At 68.1% G+C, this 23811-nt stretch carries 21 protein-coding genes; 11 read left to right on the forward strand and 10 right to left on the reverse strand.

The annotated features are described in order from the left end of the window. From ACFE7F_RS12495 to ACFE7F_RS12510, 4 genes are all read left to right on the forward strand, one after another. Nucleotides 1–1382, forward strand: a 1382-nt coding sequence (locus ACFE7F_RS12495; protein ID WP_375404182.1) for an isocitrate lyase, incomplete at its 5' end; no start/stop codon positions are given. Between the two features lie 268 nt (nt 1383–1650). Then, the gene (locus tag ACFE7F_RS12500) at nt 1651–2703 is read left to right on the forward strand and encodes a phosphoribosylglycinamide synthetase (protein WP_375404183.1); all 1053 of its coding nucleotides are present in this window, start codon (nt 1651–1653) and stop codon (nt 2701–2703) included. A gap of 2 nt (nt 2704–2705) precedes the next feature. Beyond that, complete coding sequence (locus ACFE7F_RS12505) at nt 2706–3515, forward strand: NTP transferase domain-containing protein (protein ID WP_375404202.1); 810 nt, start codon at nt 2706–2708, stop codon at nt 3513–3515. A 24-nt stretch (nt 3516–3539) separates the two neighbouring features. After that, entirely contained in the window at nt 3540–4616 is a 1077-nt protein-coding gene (locus tag ACFE7F_RS12510; protein ID WP_375404184.1) for a sugar-transfer associated ATP-grasp domain-containing protein, read from the forward strand. A gap of 6 nt (nt 4617–4622) precedes the next feature. Here the strand turns inward: ACFE7F_RS12510 and ACFE7F_RS12515 are convergent, their stop codons facing one another. Then, complete coding sequence (locus tag ACFE7F_RS12515) at nt 4623–5120, reverse strand: DUF2141 domain-containing protein (RefSeq protein ID WP_375404185.1); 498 nt, start codon at nt 5118–5120, stop codon at nt 4623–4625. Between the two features lie 179 nt (nt 5121–5299). On the opposite strand from ACFE7F_RS12515, the gene rplK reads away from it, so the two are divergent. Next, nucleotides 5300–5731, forward strand: coding sequence for a 50S ribosomal protein L11 (rplK, locus tag ACFE7F_RS12520; protein WP_375404186.1), 432 nt, complete (start codon nt 5300–5302; stop codon nt 5729–5731). 2 nt (nt 5732–5733) lie between these two features. Further along, nucleotides 5734–6426, forward strand: coding sequence for a 50S ribosomal protein L1 (gene rplA, locus ACFE7F_RS12525; RefSeq protein WP_375404187.1), 693 nt, complete (start codon nt 5734–5736; stop codon nt 6424–6426). A gap of 79 nt (nt 6427–6505) precedes the next feature. Here the strand turns inward: rplA and ACFE7F_RS12530 are convergent, their stop codons facing one another. Beyond that, a complete protein-coding gene (locus ACFE7F_RS12530) occupies nt 6506–6628 on the reverse strand; it encodes a hypothetical protein (RefSeq protein WP_375404188.1) in 123 nt (40 codons plus the stop codon). A 208-nt stretch (nt 6629–6836) separates the two neighbouring features. On the opposite strand from ACFE7F_RS12530, the gene ACFE7F_RS12535 reads away from it, so the two are divergent. Further along, on the forward strand, nt 6837–8441 hold the full coding sequence (locus tag ACFE7F_RS12535; protein ID WP_375404189.1) for a winged helix-turn-helix domain-containing protein: 1605 nt from the start codon (nt 6837–6839) through the stop codon (nt 8439–8441). Here ACFE7F_RS12535 and ACFE7F_RS12540 read toward each other — a convergent pair. From ACFE7F_RS12540 to ACFE7F_RS12565, 6 genes are all read right to left on the reverse strand, one after another. Further along, entirely contained in the window at nt 8339–9124 is a 786-nt protein-coding gene (locus ACFE7F_RS12540; RefSeq protein WP_375404190.1) for a TfuA-like protein, read from the reverse strand. The two genes, ACFE7F_RS12535 and ACFE7F_RS12540, sit on opposite strands and share 103 nt — an antisense overlap. Further along, nucleotides 9121–10323, reverse strand: a complete 1203-nt coding sequence (locus tag ACFE7F_RS12545; protein ID WP_375404191.1) for a YcaO-like family protein — start codon at nt 10321–10323, stop codon at nt 9121–9123. Before ACFE7F_RS12545 ends, ACFE7F_RS12540 begins: the two co-directional genes overlap by 4 nt. Beyond that, nucleotides 10286–10570 (reverse strand): hypothetical protein, encoded by a 285-nt coding sequence (locus ACFE7F_RS12550; protein ID WP_375404192.1) that lies wholly within the window; start codon nt 10568–10570, stop codon nt 10286–10288. Before ACFE7F_RS12550 ends, ACFE7F_RS12545 begins: the two co-directional genes overlap by 38 nt. A 102-nt stretch (nt 10571–10672) precedes the next feature. Further along, a complete protein-coding gene (locus ACFE7F_RS12555; protein ID WP_375404193.1) occupies nt 10673–11521 on the reverse strand; it encodes an MBL fold metallo-hydrolase in 849 nt (282 codons plus the stop codon). Between the two features lie 79 nt (nt 11522–11600). After that, on the reverse strand, nt 11601–14138 hold the full coding sequence (locus ACFE7F_RS12560; protein WP_375404194.1) for an alkaline phosphatase PhoX: 2538 nt from the start codon (nt 14136–14138) through the stop codon (nt 11601–11603). A 155-nt stretch (nt 14139–14293) separates the two neighbouring features. Further along, nucleotides 14294–14680, reverse strand: a complete 387-nt coding sequence (locus tag ACFE7F_RS12565) for a response regulator transcription factor (RefSeq protein WP_375404195.1) — start codon at nt 14678–14680, stop codon at nt 14294–14296. Between the two features lie 525 nt (nt 14681–15205). Between ACFE7F_RS12565 and rplJ the strand changes: the two genes are divergently transcribed. Together rplJ and rplL are read left to right on the forward strand one after the other, a co-directional pair. Continuing rightward, nucleotides 15206–15739: a 50S ribosomal protein L10 gene (gene rplJ / locus ACFE7F_RS12570; protein ID WP_375404196.1), complete on the forward strand. Its 534-nt coding sequence runs from the start codon at nt 15206–15208 to the stop codon at nt 15737–15739. A gap of 49 nt (nt 15740–15788) precedes the next feature. Further along, a complete protein-coding gene (rplL, locus tag ACFE7F_RS12575) occupies nt 15789–16163 on the forward strand; it encodes a 50S ribosomal protein L7/L12 (RefSeq protein ID WP_375404197.1) in 375 nt (124 codons plus the stop codon). A gap of 674 nt (nt 16164–16837) precedes the next feature. On the opposite strand, the gene ACFE7F_RS12580 is transcribed toward rplL, so the two are convergent. Both ACFE7F_RS12580 and ACFE7F_RS12585 read right to left on the reverse strand, forming a co-directional pair. Then, the gene (locus ACFE7F_RS12580) at nt 16838–17740 is read right to left on the reverse strand and encodes an alpha/beta hydrolase family protein (RefSeq protein ID WP_375404198.1); all 903 of its coding nucleotides are present in this window, start codon (nt 17738–17740) and stop codon (nt 16838–16840) included. 83 nt (nt 17741–17823) lie between these two features. Next, nucleotides 17824–18849, reverse strand: a complete 1026-nt coding sequence (locus ACFE7F_RS12585) for a hypothetical protein (protein WP_375404199.1) — start codon at nt 18847–18849, stop codon at nt 17824–17826. Nucleotides 18850–19210: 361 nt separating this feature from the next. Here ACFE7F_RS12585 and rpoB point away from each other — a divergent pair, with 361 nt between their 5' ends. Next, nucleotides 19211–23392: a DNA-directed RNA polymerase subunit beta gene (rpoB, locus tag ACFE7F_RS12590; RefSeq protein ID WP_375404200.1), complete on the forward strand. Its 4182-nt coding sequence runs from the start codon at nt 19211–19213 to the stop codon at nt 23390–23392. Nucleotides 23393–23555: 163 nt separating this feature from the next. Continuing rightward, nucleotides 23556–23811: hypothetical protein (locus tag ACFE7F_RS12595; protein WP_375404201.1), on the forward strand; the 256-nt coding region annotated here is incomplete at its 3' end.

A 23811-nucleotide genomic window follows, 5' to 3' on the forward strand; every position in this document is an offset into this window, starting at 1 on the left:
GCTGGCACGGCTTCATCGCGCAGCAGAAGATGATCAGCATCAAGAAGCATTTCGGGTCGACCGAGCGGCGGTATCTGTATTTGTCGGGCTGGATGGTCGCGGCGCTGCGGTCGGAGTTCGGGCCGCTCCCCGACCAGTCGATGCACGAGAAGACGAGCGTGCCCGCGCTGATCGAGGAGCTGTACACCTTCCTGCGGCAGGCGGACGCGCGCGAGCTGGGGATGCTGTTCCGCGACGTCGACGCGGCGCGGGCGGCGGGGGACCAGGTGGAGGAGCGGCGGCTGCTCAACGCAGTCGACGCGCACCAGACGCATGTGGTGCCGGTGATCGCGGACATCGATGCGGGTTTCGGCAATGCGGAGGCGACGTACCTGCTGGCGCGCAAGATGATCGAGGCGGGGGCGTGCGCGCTCCAGATCGAGAACCAGGTGTCCGACGAGAAGCAGTGCGGGCACCAGGACGGCAAGGTCACGGTCCCGCACGAGGATTTCCTGCAGAAGGTACGGGCCTGCCGCTACGCGTTCCTCGAGCTGGGGGTGGAGGACGGGATCATCGTCACGCGCACCGACTCGCTGGGCGCGGGGCTGACCAAGCAGATCGCGTTCTCGAAGGAGCCGGGCGATCTGGGCGACCAGTATAATTCGTACCTCGATTGCGAGGAGGTGACGGATCTGGGCGGGATCAACGGCGACGTGGTGATCAACCGCGAAGGCAAGCTGATGCGGCCCAAGCGGCTGCCCTCGAACCTGTACCAGTTCCGCGCCGGGTCGGGCGAGGACCGGTGCGTGCTCGACTGCATCACGTCGCTCCAGAATGGGGCGGACCTGTTGTGGATCGAGACGGAGAAGCCGCATATCGAGCAGATCGCGGGGATGGTCGACCGCATCCGCGAGGCGGTCCCGAACGCGAAGCTGGTGTACAACAACTCACCGTCGTTCAACTGGACGCTCAATTTCCGACAGCAGGTGTTCGACGCCTGGGCCGAGGCGGGCCGCGACGTGGCGGCTTACGACCGGGCGCGGTTGATGTCGGTCGATTACGACGGCACCGAGCTGGGCGACGAGGCGGACGAGCGCATCCGGACGTTCCAGCGCGACGCGGCGGCGCGGGCGGGGATCTTCCATCACCTGATCACGCTCCCGACCTATCACACGGCCGCTTTGTCGACCGACAATCTGGCCAAGGAGTATTTCGGCGATGCGGGGATGCTGGGGTACGTCAAGGGTGTGCAGCGCAAGGAGATCCGCGAGGGGATCGCCTGCGTGAAGCACCAGAACATGTCGGGTTCGGACCTGGGCGACGACCACAAGGAGTATTTCGCCGGGGAGGCCGCGCTGAAGGCGGGCGGCGCGCATAACACGATGAATCAGTTCGCCGCCTGACGCGCCAGGTCGCAGCAAAGCTGCGACCGTCACCTGCATCCGGCCCGGCCGGCGGGGCCGCAAGCCCCGTCCGACCCCCCGCCTACGCGGGGGCAGGCTTGCGGCTTCGCCGCGGCGCACCCGGCCCACCAGTTTTCCTGGGGAGGAAAAGGAACACCCGTCGGCTCCGTCCGGCGGGTGTTTTCCGTCGGGGCAGGCCTGCCCCGCTGTAACGCCCCCGACCGGAAACCGTCACCGGCCCGTATCGCGGGCGGACTAACATCGGGCAATGAACACGCCCCATCCCCGTTGCGGACGCATCCCGCCCGCGCTGAAGCGCGACCTGCGCGTGATGCTGCTGGCCAAGCATGCGCGGTCGTCCGGGGCGGCGGACGCGGTGGACGGCAATCACGCGATCTATCATCACGAACTGCGAACCACGCTGGAGGAGATCGGGTTGGACGTGATCCCGGCGGACCGCTTTGCAGACCTCCGCCGGCCGGAGGTGGACTTCGCGATCCCGCTGCTGAACCGCGCCGGTTTCGAGCATAGCGAGATGCTGGCTCCGCTGCTGTTGTCGGAGCAGGGCGTGCCGTATCTGGGGGCCAGCCCGATCCTGCGCGGGCTGTCGGACGACAAGCATCTGCTGAAACTCGTGGCGCGGGCGCGCGGCGTGCCCACCGCCGACTGGGTCGCGGTCCGGCGCGGCGCGGGCCCCCTGCCCCCGCCGCCCGCGCGGAACGGGTGCGCTCCCGATCGCTCGGACGGACGCTGGGTGGTGAAGCCCAACGCGTCCTCCGCGTCGTGGGGGGTGGCGGTGGTCGAAGATTGGACCGCAGCGCGGGACCATGCCGATGCGCTGGCCGGGCAGGGGCACGACGTGCTGGTGGAACGGTGGACGCCGCTGGTCGATGTCGCGGTCCCGGTGATCGGCGACCGGTCCGGCCTGCCCTGGCTGCTGCCGCCGATGACCTACTTGCCCGACGACCCGCACGTCCTGCGGTCGTACGAGGAGAAGCGCGGGCTGGTCGAGGGCGGGGACGATCCGCTGGTGTTGGTCGAGGACCCGGCGCTCCTCGCGCGGTTGGACGCGATGACGCGGACGTTGGTCGCGGAGTTGTGGCCGTTCGATTACGGCCGGTTCGAATACCGGTTCGATCCGGCGACGGGGGACGCGCTGTTCATGGAGGCCAACCTGTCGTGCAATCTGTGGTCGAAGAAGACGATCTCGCGCTCCGCCGCCTCGATCGGGATCGATCATGCGAGCCTGGTGGAGACGATCGTCGCGCATAGCCTCGCCCGCCAGCGGGTGCGCGCCGACGCGATGGTACTGGCCGCGTGACGATGGTGGGCGCGCGCCCGGTCAGTGGCGCGGGCAGGGGTGCTGCGCTGGTCCTGGCGGGAAAGCGCGACGGTGTGGTCGATCCGCTAGCCGCCGAGGCGGGGGTCACGCATAAGTGCCTGGTCGGGGTAGGCGGGCGGGCGATGCTGCTCCATCCGCTGGCCGCGCTGGTCGCCGCGCCCGAGGTGGCGCGCATCTACATATCGATCGATGATCCCGCCGCGCTGGACGCGGTGCCGCAGATTGCGAAGTGGCGCGCGGAGGGACGGGTCGTGATCGTGGCCGCGCGGCCCAATCTGGTCGACAGCGTCGTGGCGGCGGCCGATCTGAGCGGTTTTCCGTTGTTGGTCACCACCGCCGACAACGTTCTGCTGACCCCGGCGGTGGTGGCCGAGTTCGGACGCGCGGCGCGGGCGGCACGGGCGGACGTGGCGGTCGCGTTCGCGACGCGCGCCTCGGTGCTGGCGGCGCATCCCGACGGGCAGCGGCGATTCTACCGGTTCCGGTGCGGCAGCTATTCCAACTGCAACCTGTATCGGCTCGGCGACGAGCGCGCGCTCGCGGCCGCCGAGACGTTCCGGTCGGGCGGGCAGTTTGCCAAGCATCCGCTGCGCATCGTCGGGGCGTTCGGCGTCCTCAATCTCCTGCGCTTCCGGTTCGGCATCGGCACGCTCGCCGCCGCATTCGGGCGCTTCTCGCGCCGGTTCGGCTTGCGCATGACGCCGGTGGTGATCGCCGACGGCGCGGCGGCGATCGATGTCGACAATCCGCGCACGCTGCGGGTGGCGGAGCAGGTGCTGGCGGCCCGATGAAGGTTGGGCGGTGAAAGCTATCCGATGCTGACGCTGCGCGCGCTCCCGCCCGCCGATACCGACCCGGCGAACGCGCTTATACAGCTGTACCGCGGGATGCTGCGTGCGCGGTGGGGATGGCCCGAGCGCGGGTTTGCCGCCCTGCTGGCGCGGTGCGGCTTCGGCGTGGGTTGGTCGAATGCGGAACTGAGTTTCCTGACGCCGGCCGTGCGCGACGCGGGGCTGAGCATGGCCGAGCGCAAGGGACTGCACCGCGTACTCAATTCGGCAGCGTTCCCGCTTCGCGACAACCCGCTCAAGAACAAGCTGCTGTTCGCGCGGCACGCCGCCCTGCACCGACTGCCCGTCCCCGCCACGTTCGACGCGGATGCGGGTTCTATAGATGAGTTGCTGGCACGGTGCGCCGCGGTGATCGTGAAGCGCAATTACAGCTCCAAGGGCCAGGGTATCGCGGCGTTCGCGCGCGGTCCGGACGGATGGCGGCCGGACGACGCGGCCGCGCTGGCGCGGGCATCGCGGCGCGGTGCGGTGATCCAGGAGCGGTTGGCCCCGCACCCCATGCTCGCCGACCTGTCGCCCGGCGCGCTGCCGACGATGCGGGTGATGACCTGCCTGGACGAGGCGGGCGAGCCGGAGGAGTGCGGCGTCGTGCTGCGGCTGTCGGCGGGCGGGCCGCGGCCGGTGGACAATTTCAACGCGGGCAACCTGGCGGTCGCGGTCGACGGGTCGGGCCGCTGCGGCCGCGCGCTGCACCGCCGGGGCGACGCGGCGGCGGTGGTCGGGGTCCATCCCACGACCGGGGCGGCGTTTGCGGGGCGGTTAGTGCCCGGGCTGGACGAGGCGACGGCGCTGGCGCTCCAGGCGCACCGGACGCTGGGCGATGGGTGGACGGTGGTGGGATGGGATGTCGGCCTTGCTATGGGCGGCCCCGTGCTGATCGAGGGGAACTGGAACCCCGGCACCGTCATCCCTCAGCTGATCGGCGAGGCCGGGGTCGACCGGACCCGTCTGGGCGAGCTCTACCGCCACCATCTGTGCCGCGCACCGCCCGCGCGATGGGCGACGGCGCGCGCGGTGCATTGGGATCGCCGGCCGGGCTGACGGTCCTTACTTGAGCGGGCCGATCGACAGTCCGCGCCGGTAGTTCATGACGATGTCCGCGCGCACCGTCCCTTGCGGCACGGTGATAACCACCGCCTCGAACGACGGCTTGAGGCGCAGCAGCGTGACCTTCGGGTTGCGCGAAAAGCCGCCGCCGTCGTTCCAGTCGGACTTGCGGTTGGCGTTCGCGTCGTGGCGCACGGCCACCGCGAACCGGCCCGCCCGGGACAGCGTCACGCACACCTCCGCAGCGCTCCCTCCAGCGATCGGCACGTCGATGCGGCGGACCCAGCGCCCTTTCTGGAGGAACGTCGCCGGGTCGGGCCCGTAGGCCTGGACGCGCAGATTGCCCCCGCCCGCTTTGAGCCCGGTGACGGAAACGAGAACGGCGGGTCGGCCCGCGACGCCGCATCCCTTGTCGCCGAGCGGCGCAGCCCCGGCCGGGGTGAGCGCAAGCGGCAGGGCAAGCCCGGCCGCGAAGAGGCGTGGGATGATCGAAGGCATGGCGGGCGTCCTTAGCACCCACGCTTTAGCCTCCCCTGAACGGCCGCGAAAGCCGCCGATTGCGCGAACGGCAGGTTTGGGCTAACGGCGCGCACTTCCGAGATCATCGACTGCGGAAAGCCGTGGGAGCCCCCGCCTACGCGAGGGCGCTTGCACCACTAACCTTGGAATAGAGAGACATGGCAAAGAAGATAACGGGTTACATCAACCTGCAGGTGCCGGCCGGCGAGGCCAAGCCCGCGCCGCCGATCGGCCCGGCGCTGGGTCAGCGCGGCGTCAACATCATGGAGTTCTGCAAGGCGTTCAACGCGCAGACGACCGAGGTCGAGAAGGGCACGCCGCTGCCCACCAAGATCACCGTCTATGCCGACCGTTCGTTCTCCTTCGAGACCAAGACGCCGCCCGCGACGTTCCTGCTCAAGAAGGCGCTGGGGTTGAAGTCGGGCTCCAAGGAGCCGGGCAAGGCGTCGGCGGGCACGGTCACGCGCGCGCAGCTGCAGGGCGTGGCGGAGATCAAGATGAAGGACTTGAACGCCAACGACATGGACGCCGCGATCAAGATCATCGAAGGCTCCGCGCGCGCGATGGGCCTCCAGGTAGTGGAGGGCTGATCATGGCCAAGCTGAGCAAGAAGCAGAAGAGCGTGGTCGTTAACCCCGAGCAGCTGCACGGCGTCGACGAGGCGATCGCGCTGGCGCGCACCAACGCCACCGCCAAGTTCGACGAGACGATCGAGGTCGCGCTCAATCTGGGCGTCGATCCGCGCCACGCCGACCAGATGGTCCGCGGCGTCGTCACCCTGCCCAAGGGCACGGGCAAGACGGTGCGCGTGGGCGTCTTCGCGCGCGGTCCCAAGGCCGACGAGGCGCGCGAGGCCGGGGCCGACGTGGTCGGCGCGGAGGATCTGATGGAGATCATCCAGGGCGGCACGATCGATTTCGATCGCTGCATCGCGACGCCCGATCTGATGGGAGTCGTCGGCCGGCTGGGCAAGGTGCTGGGTCCCAAGGGCCTGATGCCGAACCCCAAGCTGGGCACGGTGACGATGAACGTCGCGCAGGCGGTCAAGGACGCCAAGGGCGGCCAGGTCGAGTACCGCGTCGAAAAGGCCGGGATCATTCATTCGGGCATCGGCAAGGCGAGCTTCCCGGCCGAGGACCTGCGCGCGAACTTCGACGCGCTGGTCGCGGCAGTGGTGCGCGCCAAGCCGTCGGGCGCGAAGGGCAAGTACGTCCGCAAGATCGCGGTCAGCTCGTCGATGGGCCCGGGCATCCGCGTGGACGTGGCCGAAGTCGCGGGCGGGTAAGGCCAGGACGTTCCGATCGAACGAGAAAAGGGCCGGGAGCGATCCCGGCCCTTTTTCGGTTTTCCCTTGTTGCCCGTCATCAAGCTACCCGGGTCGCCCCCGACTGCGACGCGGCACCGACCGACATGATCGCGACCGTGCCGCCGAACGCGGTGAACATGGTGAGGAAGGCCGCGGCGGCCGTGATGCCCTTCTTGAACATTTCGTAACTCCTTGTCCCTGGCCGGACATCTTGCCCGGTCAAGCCACGCATTAATCCCGCGCCGGCTCGCGATCCTGAGCGGACGATGGGAAGAACGGGGGAGAGACCCGGCGACCGATCTTTCCGGGATTGGCCCGTTTCACCGGCTTGCGACCACGCCTCGTTTTCCGCAACGGGTCGTGATACGGCGCGCACGGAGGTTCAGGCGATGGTGCTCGACCGCGATCCCGGCGCGAAGCTCGAATTCGGCGACTTCGCCATCGACCGGCGCGACGAGCGCCTGCTCGGTCCGACCGGCGCGATCCGGCTGGGCCGCAAGGCTTATCGCCTCCTGCTGGCGTTGACGGAGCTGGAGGGTCGACTGCTGACCAAGGACGCGCTGCTGTCGTCGGTGTGGGACGGCACGATCGTATCGGAAGCCGCGCTCACCTCGGTCGTAAAGGAATTGCGGCGCGCTCTGAACGACGACTCGCGCGCCCCGACCTATATCGAGACCGTGTATGGGCGTGGATACCGGCTGCTGACGCCGGTTGCCGCGGGCGAGACCGCCGCCGAGGATGCACCCGACCAGGCCCAGGCCGCGGCAACCTCGCTGAAGCTCGGGGCACCGCCGATCCTGGTCGTGTCCGCGTTCGACGGGCAAAGGGTGGCGGTGGATCATCCCGACCTGGCCGCACAGCTTCGCGAGGAGGTCGTCTCCGGGCTGGCACGCTTTCGCGAGCTGCAACTGATCGCCGACAGCCGCCCGGACGCCCGACTGCCCGATCGGGAGGACATGCGCGCTTACCAGCTGACCGCAATGGTCCTGCCGCATGGAGACGGGATCAAGGTGATCGCGCGGCTGCGGCGGCTGGCCGACGACGTGATCGTCTGGACAGAGAGCGTGACCGCCGACGGGTCCGACATGGCGACCGGCGTCGAACATATCGTCAGGCGCATCGTCGGTGCGGCGCTGCCGATCGTCGACGAGGATATGGTGCTCGAGACGCCGCGCGATGCCGCGAGCGTATACGGGGCGTATCTGTCGGCGAAGTGGATATCGGTTCACGCGCGCGGGTTTTCGGAAGCGAAGGACGCCGCCGCCAAGCTGGAAGCCATCATCGCCGAGCGTCCGGGCTTCGCCCCCGCCTATCCGGCGCTGGTCCGTTTATACAACACCGATTACGGTTACACCGGGCTGGGATCGACCGGGTCGCGCGAGCGGGCCCGCGCACTCGCGCTGGCAAAGGCGGGACTGGCCGCCGACCGCGCCAACGCCCATGCGCACAGCGTGCTCGGCTTTTGCCATCTGTGGCACGACGACCGCGTGCTGGCGCGCGCGTGTTTCGACCGTTCGCTGGCGCTCAATCCATACAATCACGTCCGGGTTCAAGAGGCGGCGACCGCTTACATGTATCTGGGCGAGGCGGTGGCGGCGCGGGAATTGATGAAGCGGGCGATGGATTTAAATCCGTTTACCGACGACGCCTATCATGAGGATTTCGGTCGTCTGCTGCTGATCGAGGGCGAGTACGACGCCGCTCACGCTAGCCTACGTGCTGTACTGAACGGGTCGATCTGGCCCGATCTGTACCTTGCGGTCTGCGAGGTCGAGCTGGGCATCGATCGCGGCCGGAAGCGGTTGAGCGAGTGGCTGAGCCGCGTCGGACGGTGCTGGCACGTGGACGCCGCACCGACGCTCGACCAGGTTCGGGCATGGGTGCGCCTGCATCAGCCGTTCTCCCGCGGTGCAGGTGAGTCGTTCTTGGCGCGGGTGGATGCCGATCTGGCCGTCGCCGCCGCGCACACCTCCCGGGCCAGCGCGTCGAGGTAGCAAGTCCAGGGCGGCGGCGGACGGAGAACCTGCTGCTCGTCCCACGCGGCGGCGGACGACAGGCACGCCACCGCATCCATTCGCTTTATCGGCGTATACAGACTGCGGAGTAGTTCGAATCCGTCGGGTGTAACCAGCGCCGATCCGACCGAGACCCGCTCGATCATCGCCCAATCACGCACGGTGAAATGAATATCGTGGATCAGCGCGCGGAGGTGACGAGCGGCGGCGGCGGCCAACGCGCGCGCACGGACGGCTGCGGCCAGCGTCGCTCGCACCTCAACCATCGGTACGGTCAATGCGGTCCAGCCCAGTTCACCCGGCGCATGAAGGCAAGCAACCTCGTCGTCGCCCGTCAGCAGCCCAAGGCGATAGGCGCGGAAGATCGCTCCGACGCCGATCATACCGAGTTCGTGAAGCTCGGCGGCGCGGAGCGCGCCCATGCTGGCCGCGCCGAACACGACGACGCGGTGTGCCGTCAACGCCATGATCTCCTTGTGCCACGGGGCGGGACTGCGATCGAAAAAGCCGTCGATCAGGCAGACGATGGCGGGCGGGCGATCAAGGAGGCGGAGCAGGTCGCCGGCCGTCACGGGGGGCAGCCATTCGAAACGCGCGTCCGGCGGTCGATCCGCTGGCGGCAAGGACGGCCCGGCGAACACCGCAATGCGGCCGGCGATCACCGACTTAGCCGACGGCGACGACGGACCAGCGAGCCTAGGCCGCAGGCGAAGGCGCGCACCACGTCAAACCGCCCGACGCGGGCGAGGTCGACGACCGCGACCTCCATAAAGCCCGCATCCTCCAGCGCCGCGACGAGCGCGGGGACTCCCGCCGGACCGGGTGCGATGTCCCGCCAGTCGACCCCTGTCATGCCCGCTGGAAGCGGCATACCCATACCGACCATCGCGAGGCCGGACCGCGCTCTGTAGGCCGATGGAGCCAGATCCTCACGTGCGCCTGCGATCCATGTCGCGCGCGACTGCATCGCTTCGGCCAAGGCTTTGAACAGCGCCAGTTCGGGCGACGGGTGCGCTCCCTGACCGTAAACCGCGCGGTAGGGTGCGTCGGGCTCACTCGGCTGATCCAGCTCGCAGGTGAGGACCGGCGTGCCCGTGATCGACGGGGCGCGACAGACGCGGGCGGTGATCCCACGCCGTGCCAGTCGGTCGCGCCACTCGCCGAACCAGGCGAACGGCACGGTGCCGGTCAAGACGGTCGCCGCCGTACCGGCGTGCAGCCCGCCCGCGCGCAGTTCGGTGACGGCGTCGCGCTCGATCAGTTCGTGCAGCGCTACACCAATCGCTTCCGCACGGTTCGCGCCCGTGCCGACACCATTGCTGGCCCGGTCGACGTCGCTTGGCAGCCCACGCGTGAAATCCAGCGAAACGGCATCGAAGGGAACGAATAACGGGCGGCCGGACGACAGTAGGCGCGTCTCCGTCCAGCGGCGCCGCCGCTCCGGCAGCACGGTCATGGATAGTCCAGCGGCGAAGTCCTGGATATGCCGGACGCGGCAGTCGGGCGGCAGCGCGTCATGGGTGCAGACCGGCCCGTCCTCGTCGAAGCTTTCGGCCGCATGACTTTCCACCGCCTCCAACAGCGCGCCGAGCTTCGCGTCGTCGGCGGTCAAGCCCTTGCCCTGATGAACGCTGAGTGCGCGGCCTAGCGGACGCACGGCCTGCCAAACCGGCAACCCAGGCGTATCCAGCCGAGTAATGTCGGCCAGCCGTGTGACTCCGGCAAGTGCACCCGCGTGTCGTGCGTCGGCGAGAAGAGATGCGGCCGCGACCGACCGCGTCCAGTCGGTCGGGCCGAATATGGGCGCGGATGGGTCGTCTGGTTTAATCGTCGTCCGTCGGCCCGGTATTCTGGCCGGCACCGATGCGATGCACTAGTTCCACGACACCGACCCGTCCCCTCTCCCCGCTCCGAAAGAGCTTTTCGACCTGCGTCACGCCGTCGCGTTGTTCGGGCGTCAGGTTCGGTGCATTCGGATCGTATTCCAACACGGCGGTAGTGACGTAATACCGGCCGCCCCGCTCGATGATGAAGCTGGGTTCGGCATAAGCGAGTATGGTGTCGGCGGCGACATGTACGACGGCGCCGGTTGCGGCTGGATCGGTCATAGACATCTCCTTGATGGAGGTGGAACGCCTACTGTAATCCATCCTAGCAGAAGACCGCGGCTTCGGAAACAAGGGTTATGTCCAACCGCACATCACCCGTTCCTATAATCGGCGAGCATCGTCCCGGCACCGTTCGAACTCGACCGGGTCGTGCGAGCAAACCACCTGCACCTCCGCCCGGTGCTCGACCGACAGCCGCCTTACGCGCTCCTGGTTGCGCATGCGGTGGCCGCGGTGGGTCTCCATCAGCGTCTGGTAGGCGCGTAGGCCCGGTGTGCAGCGGCGGCGCGCGCCGCGCATCTCGCCCCGGTGGAAATACGCGTCGCCCGCCTGGAGCAGCCAGTCGCTACCTTCCCGGCGGACCGCGACGCCGGCATGGCCCCAGGTGTGGCCGGGGAGCGGGACCATCAGGATCTCCGGGGGGAGCCCGTCGAGATCGCGCACCGCGTCGAAGCCGAACCAGCGGTCCCCGCCCGCCGCGGCGTAGGTTCGCCACTGCGTCACCGCGTCCCACTGGGCGGGGCGGTAGCGGCGCGACTGGACGAAGCCTTCCCACGGCCCGGTCGCCTGGTCGTACTCGGCCTTGAGCAGATGGACGCGTGCGCCGGGGAAATCCTCGATCCCGCCCGCATGGTCGAAATCGAGGTGGGTCAGGACGATGTGGCGCACGTCGTTGCGCTGGAAGCCCAAAGCCTCGATCTGACGGGCGGCGGTTTCCTCCTCGCGCAGGCGGATGTTGAGGAGCGCGCGGAAGAAGCCGGGGACGCGCCCGTGCGGATGGGCGACGTCCTGGAGGCCGTAGCCGGTGTCAACGAGCACCAGCCCGTGCGAGTCCGTTTCGATAAGCAGGCAATGGCCGACGATCTCGCCGAGCGGCCCCAGGCTGCGGCCATCGAACACCGCGCCGCCCAGCGGACAGTCGGTAGCGCAGTTCAGATGGTGGACGCGCATCGGGCCTCTCCTGATCGTACCCCACGGGAACGACCGGAAGAGGCCCTTGTTCAGCGTTTAACCTAGATCAGACAGCAGGTTACAATCCGATCACCGCGCCGTCGTTCTTGGTGATCACGATCGTCGCCGACCGTGGCCTGGCACCCGTCGGCGAAGCTACGCCCGTGCCGCCCTGGTTGGCGGGCCAGTTGCTCGAGATGGCGGCGACCGAGCCGTCCTCGCCGGGATGCTGGATGTTGATGAATACCGACCGGCCGTCGGGGGTCGAGTCGATACCCGTGATCTCGCATTGGACCGGGCCCACCAGGAACCGGCGGAGCTTGGTTCCGGGCACGGCCCCGACGCGCGCGGTGGCGGTGCCGGTGGTCGGCGCGCCGGTCAGCGGCGTGATCGTGTTGGTGATCGAGCGCGTGGTCCCGTCGCCGACGCGGCCGGGCTGGCCGAGCAGCAGCATGCAGTTGGTGACGTCGGTATAGGCGCCGTCGTCGGTCTGCAGCCACAGCAGCGGGTTAACCGTGCCGCCCGCGTTCGCCGTGCGCGAGAACCACAGGCCGTCGGGCGAGGAGAAGTCGTTGGTGTCGTCCAGCCCCGACAGATTGATGTTGTCGCGGTTCAGGTCCGCGCCCGATCCGAACGCGTACACGTCCCACGTGAAGGCGGTCGCCTCCGTGGTGTCGCCCGTCTCGCGCAGGCGGATCACCTGGCCGTTGGGGTTGCCGCTCGTGCGCGACGGGGGCGAGGGAGGGTCGGCGTTGACCTGGTCGCCGGTCGGGCGCTTCAGGTCGGTGTAGGCGCGCGGGTTGGCGGCGTTGGTGTTGGCGGTGGTGCGCGACGAGTTATTGGTCAGCGTGCAGTACATCTCGCCGTTGGCCGGGTTGACCGCGGTCCATTCGGGCCGGTCCATCCGCGTCGCGCCCAGCGCGTCGCCCGCAAGCCGGGCGTTGATCAGCACGTCGGCCTGGCTGTCGAACGGATAGGCGGCGTTGGCGGCGGTCAGCGGCCCCTGCCCGAACACCAGCGGCAGCCAACGCCCCGTCCCGTCCGCGTCGAACCGCGCGACATAAAGCGTGCCCGCGTCGAGGTACTTGTCGCCCAGCGCGAGGCGATCGGTGCCCGACGCGTCGGCCGCGACCCAGGGCACGGTCGACACGAACTTGTAGATATACTCGTTCTGCGCGTCGTCACCCATGTACCAGGCCGGCCGCGTTCCCGCCACGAACCGCCCGGGCCAGGCGCCTTCGTGGTTCATGCGGCCGAGCGCGGTGCGCTTGCGCGGTGTGGAGGCGGGGTTGAACGGGTCGATCTCGACGATCCAGCCATATTGGAAGATCTCGTTGCGGAAGTCGCCGGTGCCATCGGCCGGCGCGGCGGCGGTCGCGGTGATGTTCCATTTGCGGAACAGCGTGCTCGCGGGGTCGGCGGCCTGCACTGTCGCCCAGCCATAGTTGCCGGTACGACCCTCGGGCGCGCCGTAACGCGCGAGCGAGGTGTTGACCTTGGCCGACGCGCCGCCGCGCACGGCCGCATCGCCCGCGGTGCGGCGAAAATAGCCGACCCAGTTCTCCTCGGCGGTCAGGTAGGTGTTCCAGGGCGTGTAGCCGTTGGCGCAGTTGTTGATGGTGCCGCGGCCCGCGACGCCGGTGGGGGAAAAGGCGGTGCGGAGCGTCGCCACGCCGCGCGCGGGGCCGAACATGTCCATGGGGGTGTTGGGGGTGATGCGCCGGTTCAGCGCCGACCCTTGCGCATAGGACCACGCGCCCGCCGCACCGGCGCGGCTGACCTCGATCACGGAAACGCCGTGCGCCTCGATCTCCTTCAGCGCCTCCGCCTCCGGACGAGCGCCGTTCACGGTGGTGGGGCCGTTCGCGTGGAGGAACGTCTGGGTGATGTTCTCGTGGTTGAGCACCAGCAGCCCGCGCGCGCTGTTGGCCGGATCGGGCGCGTTCGCACCCGCCGCCAGGCCGAAGAAGCTCATGCCGTCATGATGGTCGCCCGCACGCGACGAGAAGCCCGTGTCGGTGCCGTTGTTGGCGTAGGCCGACGTCGCCGCGTTGATCGGATCGCCCAGCCGGTAGAGCACCGTGACCGAATAGCCCGCCGGCACCGCGACGGTGTCCGCTAGGCTCTTGGCCACCGCCGTGAAACCGAGCTCGGCGGTGTTGATCGTGACGGTGGTGTCGGCGTTGGCCGGCCCGGACTGGTTGACCGCGGAGAAGCGGAACACCAGCGGCGTGGCCGAGGCGACGTTGGGCGCGGAAAAGGCGACGGTGTCGCCGGTCGCGCCGGGCGTGAGCGCGACCGGCGGGCCGCTGACCTGGGTCCAGCTGCTCGCGGTGGCGGTGCCGCCCGACACGCCACCCACCAGGTTGACCATGCGGCCGCCCGAGGTGGTGATCGAGTCGCCCGCCGAGACGCTGAGCGCGGGCGTGTCGTCGTCACCGCCGCAGCCCGCGAGCAGCGTCGCCGCGCCGATCGCCGACACGCCACCGAACAACGCCTGCCGCCGCGAATAACGCTGCGCGACGAGGTCGCTCAGATGCGGGTTCGCCGTGCGATTGGTCTCGATATCGCCGTCGTCATAGCCCCATGCGGAGCGGAGCCCGAACCCGTATGCCATCTGATATCCCCTGCAGCCGACGGCCGGTCGGCCGCGCCCTCCGGCGGATCCAATGATTGGTTAAGGCTACAGGCCTGTGGCGCTTCCGGGACGGAACGGGGACAACGCGATGACGGAAAGGTTACAAGACGGATCGCGTCGATCGAGCGACCGTCTCAACGCGTCGCGGCGCGCGCGGTCGTCGGCAGCAGTTGCTCGACCCGGAACACCAGCTCGTCGGGATCGAAGGGCTTCTTCATATAGTCGTTCGCCCCGTCGTACATGGCGAGCGACACGTCCTTGTCGCTGCGCCTGCCGGTCAGCATCAGCACGGGAAGATCTACGAGCCTGGGATTGCTACGCATCTCGCGCAGTACCAGGAGTCCGGACATCTCGGGCATGTTGCAGTCCAGGATGACCAGATCGGGCATCCGCGACCGGATCACCGCCAGCGCCTGCGCCCCGGTCGGCAGCACGCCGACGCCGTGGCCCGCGCCGATCAGCGCGTCGCGTACGAGTTCCGCCACGATCTCGTCGTCCTCCGCCACGATGATGCGTGCCACTAGCTACTCCCGATCGAGCACCCGACTTCGGGCGTCCGGAGCCTCGTTAACCCCCTACTGGTTACCGGCCCGTAAGCGGGATCGCGAAACAGGTTCGCAAGAGACCGTCCGGTCGCGATGCGCATGGCCCAAGCCCGCCGCTCCCGAATGCGCGACGAAGCTCCACGGTCGTGGACGGGTCACCCGTGCCGGGAGCGGCCGTGCGCGGTTGACCCGGCCGGTCGATCCGCTATGTGCGCCGGTCATGCTTCACCGGCCCCGGCCGGCGGAGTCCGTCCGAGACAGTGGGTGCGCCGGGTTTTCCGTCGCTTAATTACCTGCCGAGACGGGGAATGGTTTCCACGGAAGCGGCTCGGCCGTTCCCGTTCGGCGCGCCTCCGGGCCGCCTGCCCCCTCCCCTTCGATGGACAACCCGGTGAGCGGGTTGCCGCTCCCCGGTTCGCAACCGTACCCATCCGCTCGCGGGAGGGTCGGGTCGTTGAACTTCATCGAAGTACCACTTCGATGAAAATTTGGGAGAATGGCATGGATCGTGGGGAAAAGGCCGCGGCCGTCGCCGAGCTCAACCGCAGTTTCTCCGAGGTCGGCGTGGTGGTGGTCACCCGCAACCTCGGCATGACGGTGCAGCAGTCGACCGTGCTGCGCGACCGGATGCGGGAGGCCGGGGCGACCTACAAGGTCTCCAAGAACAAGCTGGCGCGTATCGCGCTGGACGGGACGGACTATCTCTCGCTCGGCGACATGCTGACGGGACCGGTCGGTCTGGCCAGCTCGGTCGATCCGGTGGCGGCCGCCAAGGTGGTGGTCGAGTTCGCCAAGGGGAACGACAAGTTCGAGATCGTGGGCGGGGCCATGGGCTCCACCGCGCTCGACCTGGCGGGTGTGCAGGCGCTGGCGACGTTACCGTCGCTGGACGAGCTACACGCCAAGATCATCGGGCTGCTGGTCGCTCCGGCGACCAAGCTGGCGACGATCGCGCAGGCCCCGGCCGCGCAGCTGGCGCGCGTGCTGTCGGCGTACGCCGAGAAGGACGCGGAGAAGGTGGAGGAGGCCGCCTGAGCGCGCGGTGTCCGTTTGGTTTCAACTCAATAGAACGAAGGAATTACACATGGCAGACCTGAATACGCTCGTCGACCAGCTGTCCGAGCTCACCGTCCTCCAGGCGGCCGAGCTGTCCAAGATGCTCGAGGAGAAGTGGGGCGTCTCGGCGGCGGCGGCGGTTGCGGCCCCGGCGGCGGGCGGCGGCGCGGCTGCTCCGGCGGTCGAGGAGCAGACCGAATTCGACGTGATCCTGACCGGCGACGGCGGCAAGAAGATCAACGTCATCAAGGAGGTCCGCGTGATCACCGCGCTGGGCCTCACCGAAGCCAAGGCGCTGGTCGAGGGCGCCCCCAAGGCGGTCAAGGAAGGCGTCAACAAGGAAGAAGCCGCGAAGTTGAAGGCTCAGCTCGAGGCGGCTGGCGCGACGGTGGAAATTAAGTAGGCCGCAGCGGGAGAGACGGCGTAGCGCCAAGCTACGTCGCACTCCCGCAAGGCCGGCCGGCGGAGCACCGCTCCGTCCGACGTCACGGGCTTTGCCCGTGACCGGTGCGATAGGAAGGAGGGCGGCCCCGGCGACGGGGTCGCCCTCTTCTTCGAGATTGTGTCCGCGATGAGTGAAAGTGGATATGCCGGGCTGGTCATGCACATATGTCGATAAGGTCAGTTTAATACGTTCGGCCTATTCGTCGTCAGCAATCAGCATGACGGAGATAGCGGCTTATGGAGCGCGTTACGATTACCTCTTTGCGGCTGGCCTTGGCGGTAGCCGCCGTGGGCTCAGTCGTCATACTCGGACTTATGGTTCTCAGTTTCTTTGTTCCGATCGATTGGCACCGATGGAACGCGCTTGTGTTCTTTGCGGGTACAGCTTTGCTGGCAGGTGCTCGCTATCTGCACAATTTAGCGACAAATGGACCGAGGTCCGCTGAAGACATCCGGGACATTTAGAACTCCTCAAACCCGGTTTTGGCTGAGCGAGTTGCAAGCGATCATGCGAAAAGTCCGCAACGGGTCGAGAGCCGCCCTCCCCGCCCAGCCCAGCCCAGCCCCGCCGCGGCGAAGCCGCGTCGTCGGACGGCGCTGTGCGCCGCCGGCCGGGCTTGCGGGAAAGACGGATTAGCGGGGCTGATCCGTCTTTCCCACCGCGCCGCTCACCCGCTGCGTCACGAAATTCGCCACTGCGTCCCCGTTGACCGTCCCCGGCGTGACGATGTCGAAATGGTTCGCCCCCGCCGGGCTCAGCACCTCGACGGGATCGCCCGCCGCCTTGGCCGCCTGCGCGTAGGGGGCCATGAACGGACCGAACTCACCCACCACGAGCAGCTGGCGCAGGCCGAGCGGCAGATGCTCGGCGGGGGACGCGGCGCGGTAGGCGTCGGGCTTCTCGGCGGGGGTGCCGCCCATGAGCGGCACGATCACGGGTTCGCCGCAGACCTGAGCGTCGATGCCGACGAAGGGCGCGAGTGCGCCGGGGCCGTCGATCGCCACGACCGTGGTCGGCCTGATCGCGCCCCGGCCCCTGAAGCGCGCATCGAGCTTGGGCCGCGATGCCGCCCACAACGCGAGGTGCGCGCCTGCCGAATGCCCGACCAACGCCACGCGCTTCATGTCCAGCGGATGCCGCCTGGCAAGGCGGGCGAGATGGTCGGTCCCAGCCGCCACATCCTCGAAGGTGCCGGGCCAACCGCCGCCGGGGTTGCCGAGCCGGCGATATTCGATCGCCCAGGTAGCGACGCCGCGCTTGCGAAGCGCCTCGGCGAGCGGCGTGATTCCCTGCACCGTATCGACCTTGGCCTGCCAGCAGCCGCCATGGATGACGACCGCAACCGGGAAAGGACCTTTGCCCGGCGGCAGGCGAAGCTCGCCCGAGCGAAGGTCGTCGGGCCCATAACGTTCGACGAGCGTGGGAGGCGGCACCTTCGCCTGCGCCGCCCGAAGCGCCGCCATGCCCTGTTGCGCGGAAGCGGGAAGCGCCGCCGCGATCAGAGCCACCGCACCCGCTAAAGCTAGATACCGCATCGAGACTCTCCCCCTCTTCGACCTTCATAGCAGAAACGGGGTCGATCGGATTGTGGAAATTCGCTGGAGGAGGCCGGGTTCTTTCAGCTTTCCACCCCGCCCGCGTGCGGCCGGGCGGCCACCTCACTCACCGTGCGCGGGGGCTGGTCGAGCCAGAAGGGCGCGAGCTTGGGATTGCCCGCGCGTTCGATGCCGACCGCGAAGCTCCGGGCGGTCTGGGCGTCCCGGTTCTCGGCGGCGCGGTAGAGCGCGTTGACGGCGACCAGCGGCACGAACATCGGGCGGCCCGCCGCGTTGATCGAGCGAATGTCGGCGTGGAGCAGCGCGGCGACGGCGCGGATCGTGCGCGTCTCGCCGGGGGCGAGCGCGAAGCGCGGCGTCGCGGGGCGGGCGATGGCTTGCGCGCGATAGGCGGCGAGTTCGCCATCCTGGCCGGCATGGGTGCTGAACAGGCGGACGCCGATGCGGATACCCTCGGCGGGCGCGTCGCCGGTGTTGGTGACGCCGATCTCGCAATCGACGGTGGCGCTGAGCAGGTTGATGCCGGCGCGGGTCGGGCGGAGGTCGAGGACGAGGCGCGCACGGGGCGCGGGCGGTAGCGGCGGCGCGATCGGTTCGACGAACTCCGCTTCCGGCTCTGGGTCGCGGCGACGACGTAGCGCCAGCCAGCCGCCGAGCAGCGCGAGCACGCCGCCGCCGAGCCACCAGGGCCAACTGGATGTACCGTCGTTAAGTGGTGCCGCGGTCGGGGTCGGGGTCGCCGACGGCTCGGGCGTCGGTGCGGGCGTGGGCGCGATCGGGACGACCGGCGTCGCGTCGGGGGTGGGCGCGGGCGTAGGCCGCGCTCTCGGTGCCGGGCGAGGTGAAGGCGTGGCGGCTGGTGCCGGTGAAGGCGTCGCCGCCACGGCGGGCGGCGGCGTAGGGGGGGCCGTGGGCGTCGGGGTAGGCGTCGGAGTTGGCCGTGGGACTCCGGGGAGGCTGAAGCCTTCCAGTCCGGGGATCGACCGCGGCGGGTCGGTCGGCCCGGTCTGCGCGGTGAGGGGCGCCGGTCCGACCGGGACGACGGACAGGACAGTGGCGAGCAGGACGCGCCGCCAGATCGGGGGCATGAGGGTAGGCTCCGTGGCTGAATGACGGTTGGATCAACGCCGACCGGCGCGGCCCGGCGGCGGCGCGGGATCGGCGGCATCTATAACGGCGGGCGCTTTCAAGTCGATCTACGACCGTGCGCTCCCGGTTGCCGAACCTTTCGATCCGGTTGACGCTGCCAGCCTCCTATCCTACTTAGAGCGCTCGCCGAGATCTCCGAGACATGACACGCCGTCGCGCAGTGTGTCGTACGGATGGGGTTCACGGTTCTCCCGACGCCCGAAGCCGACGCACCCCGTGCGATCGGCCTTTCGGCGTCGTGCTGCGTCCCGCCCGGGGGCTCCCGGGCAGAGATTTACGGCTGCGAAGGCGAATAATCACATGGCGACTAAGGCGATCGATGGCGGCTCCGCACGGCGCGACACCCAGAGCGGCACGGCCAAGCGCCGCATCCGCAAGATCTTCGGCAACATCCACGAAGTCGTGCAGATGCCGAACCTGATCGAGGTCCAGCGCGAGAGCTACGAGCAGTTCCTGCGCTCGGACAAGTCGATCGGCCATGTGTCGGGCCTGGAAAAGACGCTGCGGTCGGTGTTCCCGATCCAGGATTTCGCGGGCACCGCCTATCTCGATTTCGACGATTACGTCCTTGAGGAGCCCAAGTTCGACGTCGAGGAGTGCCGCCAGCGCGGGATCACCTATGCCGCGCCGATGCGCGTCACGCTGCGCCTGACCGCTTTCGAAGTCGATCCGGATACCGAGGCCAAGTCGGTCATCGATATCAAGGAGCAGGACGTTTACATGGGCGACATGCCGCTCATGACGGGGAACGGCACCTTCTTCATCAACGGCACCGAGCGCGTTATCGTGTCGCAGATGCACCGTAGCCCGGGCGTCCTGTTCGACCATGACCGCGGCAAGACGCACGCGTCGGGCAAGTACCTGTTCGCCGCGCGCGTGATCCCGTACCGCGGCTCGTGGCTCGATTTCGAGTTCGACGCCAAGGACATCGTCAATGTCCGCATCGACCGCAAGCGCAAGCTGCCCGTCACCGCGTTGTTCTATGCGCTGGGCATGAACTCGGAGGAGATCCTCAACGAGTTCTACAACCGCGTCACCTACGTGCGCGGCACCGGTGGGTGGAAGATCCCGTTCGCGGCCGAGAATTGGCGCGGCGTGAAGCCCGCCTACGACATCGTCGATGGCAATTCGGGCGAGGTCGTGTTCGCGGCCGGCCAGAAGATCAGCCCCCGCGCCGCCAACAAGGCCGCCAAGGACGGGCTCACCGACCTGCTGATCCCGACCGAGGAGATCTTCGGGCGCTATTCCGCCTATGATCTCATCAACGAGACCACGGGCGAAATTTACGTCGAGGCGGGCGACGAGATCAGCCCCGAGAACCTCGACAAGCTCGACCGCGCGGGCATCGAGCGGATCGAGCTGCTCGATATCGATCACGTATCGACGGGTCCGTGGATCCGAAACACGCTAAAGGCGGACAAGGCGGAGGAGCGCGAGCAGTCGCTGTCCGACATCTACCGCGTGATGCGTCCCGGCGAGCCGCCGACGCTGGAGACCGCCGAGGCGCTGTTCGCCGGGCTGTTCTTCGATCCCGACCGGTATGACCTGTCGGCGGTCGGCCGCGTCAAGCTCAACATGCGCCTCGACCTCGACGCCGAGGACACGGTGACGACGCTCCGTACCGAGGACATCCTGGCGGTCGTCAAGACGTTGGTCGGCCTGAAGGACGGCAAGGGCGAGATCGACGACATCGACAATCTCGGCAACCGCCGCGTCCGGTCGGTCGGCGAGCTGCTGGAGAACCAGTACCGCGTCGGCCTGCTGCGCATGGAGCGCGCGGTCAAGGAGCGGATGAGCTCGGTCGACGTGTCGACGGTGATGCCCAACGACCTGATCAACGCCAAGCCCGCGGTCGCCGCGGTGCGCGAGTTCTTCGGCTCGTCGCAGCTGTCGCAGTTCATGGACCAGACCAACCCACTGTCCGAAGTGACGCACAAGCGTCGCGTGTCGGCGCTCGGGCCGGGCGGTCTGACCCGCGAGCGCGCGGGTTTCGAGGTCCGCGACGTCCATCCGACGCATTACGGCCGCATCTGCCCGATCGAGACGCCCGAGGGCCCGAACATTGGCTTGATCAACTCGCTGGCGAGCTTCAGCCGGGTGAACAAGTACGGCTTCATCGAGACTCCGTACCGCAAGGTCGTGGATCACAAGGTCACGAACGACGTGGTCTATCTGTCGGCGATGGAGGAGGCCAAGCACACGATCGCGCAGGCCTCCGCCGATCTGGACGGCACGGGCGGGTTCACCGAGGAGCTGGTGTCGTCGCGTCAGGCGGGCGAGTTCCTGAACGCGCTGCCCGACAACGTCACGTTGATGGACGTCAGCCCCAAGCAGTTGGTGTCGGTCGCGGCGTCGCTGATCCCGTTTCTGGAGAACGACGACGCGAACCGCGCGTTGATGGGATCGAACATGCAGCGCCAAGCGGTGCCGCTCGTCCGCGCCGAGGCCCCGTTCGTGGGCACCGGCATGGAGGAGACGGTGGCGCGCGACTCCGGGGCGGCGATTTCGGCGCGGCGGGCGGGCATCGTCGACCAGGTCGACGCGGCGCGCATCGTCATCCGCGCGACCGGCGAGGTCGATGCGGGCAAGTCGGGCGTCGACATCTACACGCTGATGAAATTCCAGCGGTCGAACCAGTCGACCTGCATCAACCAGCGTCCGCTGGTAAAGGTGGGCGACGCGGTGGCGGCGGGCGACGTGCTCGCCGACGGTCCGTCGACCGAGTTCGGCGAACTGGCGCTCGGGCGTAATGCGCTCGTCGCGTTCATGCCTTGGAACGGGTATAACTATGAGGACTCGATCCTGATCTCGGAGCGGATCGTGAAGGACGACGTGTTCACGTCGATCCATATCGACGAGTTCGAGGTGATGGCTCGCGACACCAAGCTGGGGCCGGAGGACATCACGCGCGATATCCCCAACGTCGGCGAGGAGGCGCTTCGCAACCTCGACGAGGCCGGCATCGTCTATGTCGGAGCCGAGGTCGAGCCGGGCGACATCCTGGTCGGCAAGATCACGCCCAAGGGCGAGAGCCCGATGACGCCGGAAGAGAAGCTGCTCCGCGCGATCTTCGGCGAGAAGGCGTCGGACGTGCGTGACACCTCGCTCAAGCTGCCGCCGGGCGTTTCGGGGACGATCGTCGATGTGCGCGTGTTCAACCGCCACGGCATCGACAAGGACGAGCGCGCGATGGCGATCGAGCGCGAGGAGATCGAGCGGCTGAAGAAGGACTCGGACGACGAGCGCACCATCCTCAACCGCGCGACCTGGTCGCGTCTGCGCGAGATGGTGCTGGGTCAGGTCGCCACCGCCGTTCCCAAGGGCTTGAAGAAGGGCGCGGAGATCGACCAGGACCTGCTCGACTCGGTCGACCGGCACGAATGGTGGAAGTTCGCGGTCGCGGATGACGCCGTCCAGGCGAACCTGGAAGCGGTGAAGGTGCAGTATGACGACGCCGCCAAGGTCATTACCGACAAGTTCCAGGATCGCCGCGAGAAGCTGGAGCGGGGCGACGAGCTGCCGCCGGGCGTGCTCAAGATGGTCAAGGTGTTCGTCGCGGTGAAGCGCAAGCTGCAGCCGGGCGACAAGATGGCCGGCCGTCACGGGAACAAGGGCGTGATCAGCCGCATCCTGCCCGCCGAGGACATGCCGTTCCTGGCGGACGGGACGCCGGTCGATCTGGTGCTCAACCCGCTCGGCGTGCCGTCGCGGATGAATGTCGGCCAGATCTTCGAGACGCATCTGGGCTGGGCCGCGCGCGGTCTGGGCCAGCAGGTCGCCGAAGCCCTGGATGATTGGCGCGAGGCCAATCCCGACGCCAAGCCGGGCGCGATGCCCGACGCGGTCAAGGAGCGGCTCCAGACCATTTATGGCGAGCATTATCTCGACGACATCAACGCGCGGAGCGGCGACGAGATCGCCGAGCTGGCCGAGAACCTGCGGCCGGGCATCCCGATGGGGACGCCGGTGTTCGACGGCGCGGTCGAGAAGGACGTGACCGACATGCTCGAGCTGGCGGGTCTCGACCCGTCGGGTCAGTCGGACCTGTTCGACGGGCGCACGGGCGATCAGTTCGACCGCAAGGTGACGGTGGGCATCATTTATATGCTCAAGCTCCACCACCTCGTGGACGACAAGATCCATGCGCGGTCAATCGGCCCCTACTCGCTCGTCACCCAGCAGCCGCTGGGCGGCAAGGCGCAGTTCGGCGGGCAGCGTTTCGGCGAGATGGAGGTCTGGGCGCTCCAGGCCTACGGCGCGGCCTACACGCTCCAGGAGATGCTGACGGTGAAGTCGGACGACGTGGTCGGGCGCACCAAGGTGTACGAGGCGATCGTCAAGGGCGATGACACGTTCGAGGCGGGCATTCCGGAGAGCTTCAACGTGCTCGTCAAGGAAATGCGCTCGCTCGGCCTGAACGTCGATCTGAAGACGATGGAAGAAGGCTTCGACAGCGACGGCGTGCAGATCGCGGCGGAGTGAGGTGAAACCCTCTCCCGCTTTCGCGGGAGAGGGACAGGTGCGTGAGCGCCAGGGTGAGGGCCGGATCTCTCTAGGAACAGCCCTCATCCGACCTCGCTGCGCTCGGCCACCTTCTCCCGCGAAAGCGGGAGAAGGAACAGAATTCTAGGAAAGGTTCATACCCATGAACGAGATGACCCCCTTCGCGAACCCCGTCGTCAAGGCCGAGACGTTCGACCAGATCCAGATCGGCATCGCGTCGCCCGACAAGATCCGTTCGTGGTCCTTCGGCGAGATCAAGAAGCCCGAGACGATCAACTACCGCACGTTCAAGCCCGAGCGCGACGGCTTGTTCTGCGCGCGCATCTTTGGTCCGATCAAGGATTACGAGTGCCTGTGCGGCAAGTACAAGCGGATGAAGTACAAGGGCATCGTCTGCG

Source organism: uncultured Sphingomonas sp., from assembly GCF_964235535.1.
Lineage (GTDB): Bacteria > Pseudomonadota > Alphaproteobacteria > Sphingomonadales > Sphingomonadaceae > Sphingomonas.

Coding starts and splice junctions, on each gene's coding strand:
- ACFE7F_RS12500 (WP_375404183.1), top strand. CDS start 1,651: ATGAACACGCCCCATCCCCGTTGCGGACGCATCCCGCCCGCGCTGAAG.
- ACFE7F_RS12505 (WP_375404202.1), top strand. CDS start 2,706: ATGGTGGGCGCGCGCCCGGTCAGTGGCGCGGGCAGGGGTGCTGCGCTG.
- ACFE7F_RS12510 (WP_375404184.1), top strand. CDS start 3,540: ATGCTGACGCTGCGCGCGCTCCCGCCCGCCGATACCGACCCGGCGAAC.
- ACFE7F_RS12515 (WP_375404185.1), bottom strand. CDS start 5,120: ATGCCTTCGATCATCCCACGCCTCTTCGCGGCCGGGCTTGCCCTGCCG.
- rplK (WP_375404186.1), top strand. CDS start 5,300: ATGGCAAAGAAGATAACGGGTTACATCAACCTGCAGGTGCCGGCCGGC.
- rplA (WP_375404187.1), top strand. CDS start 5,734: ATGGCCAAGCTGAGCAAGAAGCAGAAGAGCGTGGTCGTTAACCCCGAG.
- ACFE7F_RS12530 (WP_375404188.1), bottom strand. CDS start 6,628: ATGTTCAAGAAGGGCATCACGGCCGCCGCGGCCTTCCTCACCATGTTC.
- ACFE7F_RS12535 (WP_375404189.1), top strand. CDS start 6,837: ATGGTGCTCGACCGCGATCCCGGCGCGAAGCTCGAATTCGGCGACTTC.
- ACFE7F_RS12550 (WP_375404192.1), bottom strand. CDS start 10,570: ATGACCGATCCAGCCGCAACCGGCGCCGTCGTACATGTCGCCGCCGAC.
- ACFE7F_RS12555 (WP_375404193.1), bottom strand. CDS start 11,521: ATGCGCGTCCACCATCTGAACTGCGCTACCGACTGTCCGCTGGGCGGC.
- ACFE7F_RS12560 (WP_375404194.1), bottom strand. CDS start 14,138: ATGGCATACGGGTTCGGGCTCCGCTCCGCATGGGGCTATGACGACGGC.
- rplJ (WP_375404196.1), top strand. CDS start 15,206: ATGGATCGTGGGGAAAAGGCCGCGGCCGTCGCCGAGCTCAACCGCAGT.
- rplL (WP_375404197.1), top strand. CDS start 15,789: ATGGCAGACCTGAATACGCTCGTCGACCAGCTGTCCGAGCTCACCGTC.
- ACFE7F_RS12580 (WP_375404198.1), bottom strand. CDS start 17,740: ATGCGGTATCTAGCTTTAGCGGGTGCGGTGGCTCTGATCGCGGCGGCG.
- ACFE7F_RS12585 (WP_375404199.1), bottom strand. CDS start 18,849: ATGCCCCCGATCTGGCGGCGCGTCCTGCTCGCCACTGTCCTGTCCGTC.
- rpoB (WP_375404200.1), top strand. CDS start 19,211: ATGGCGACTAAGGCGATCGATGGCGGCTCCGCACGGCGCGACACCCAG.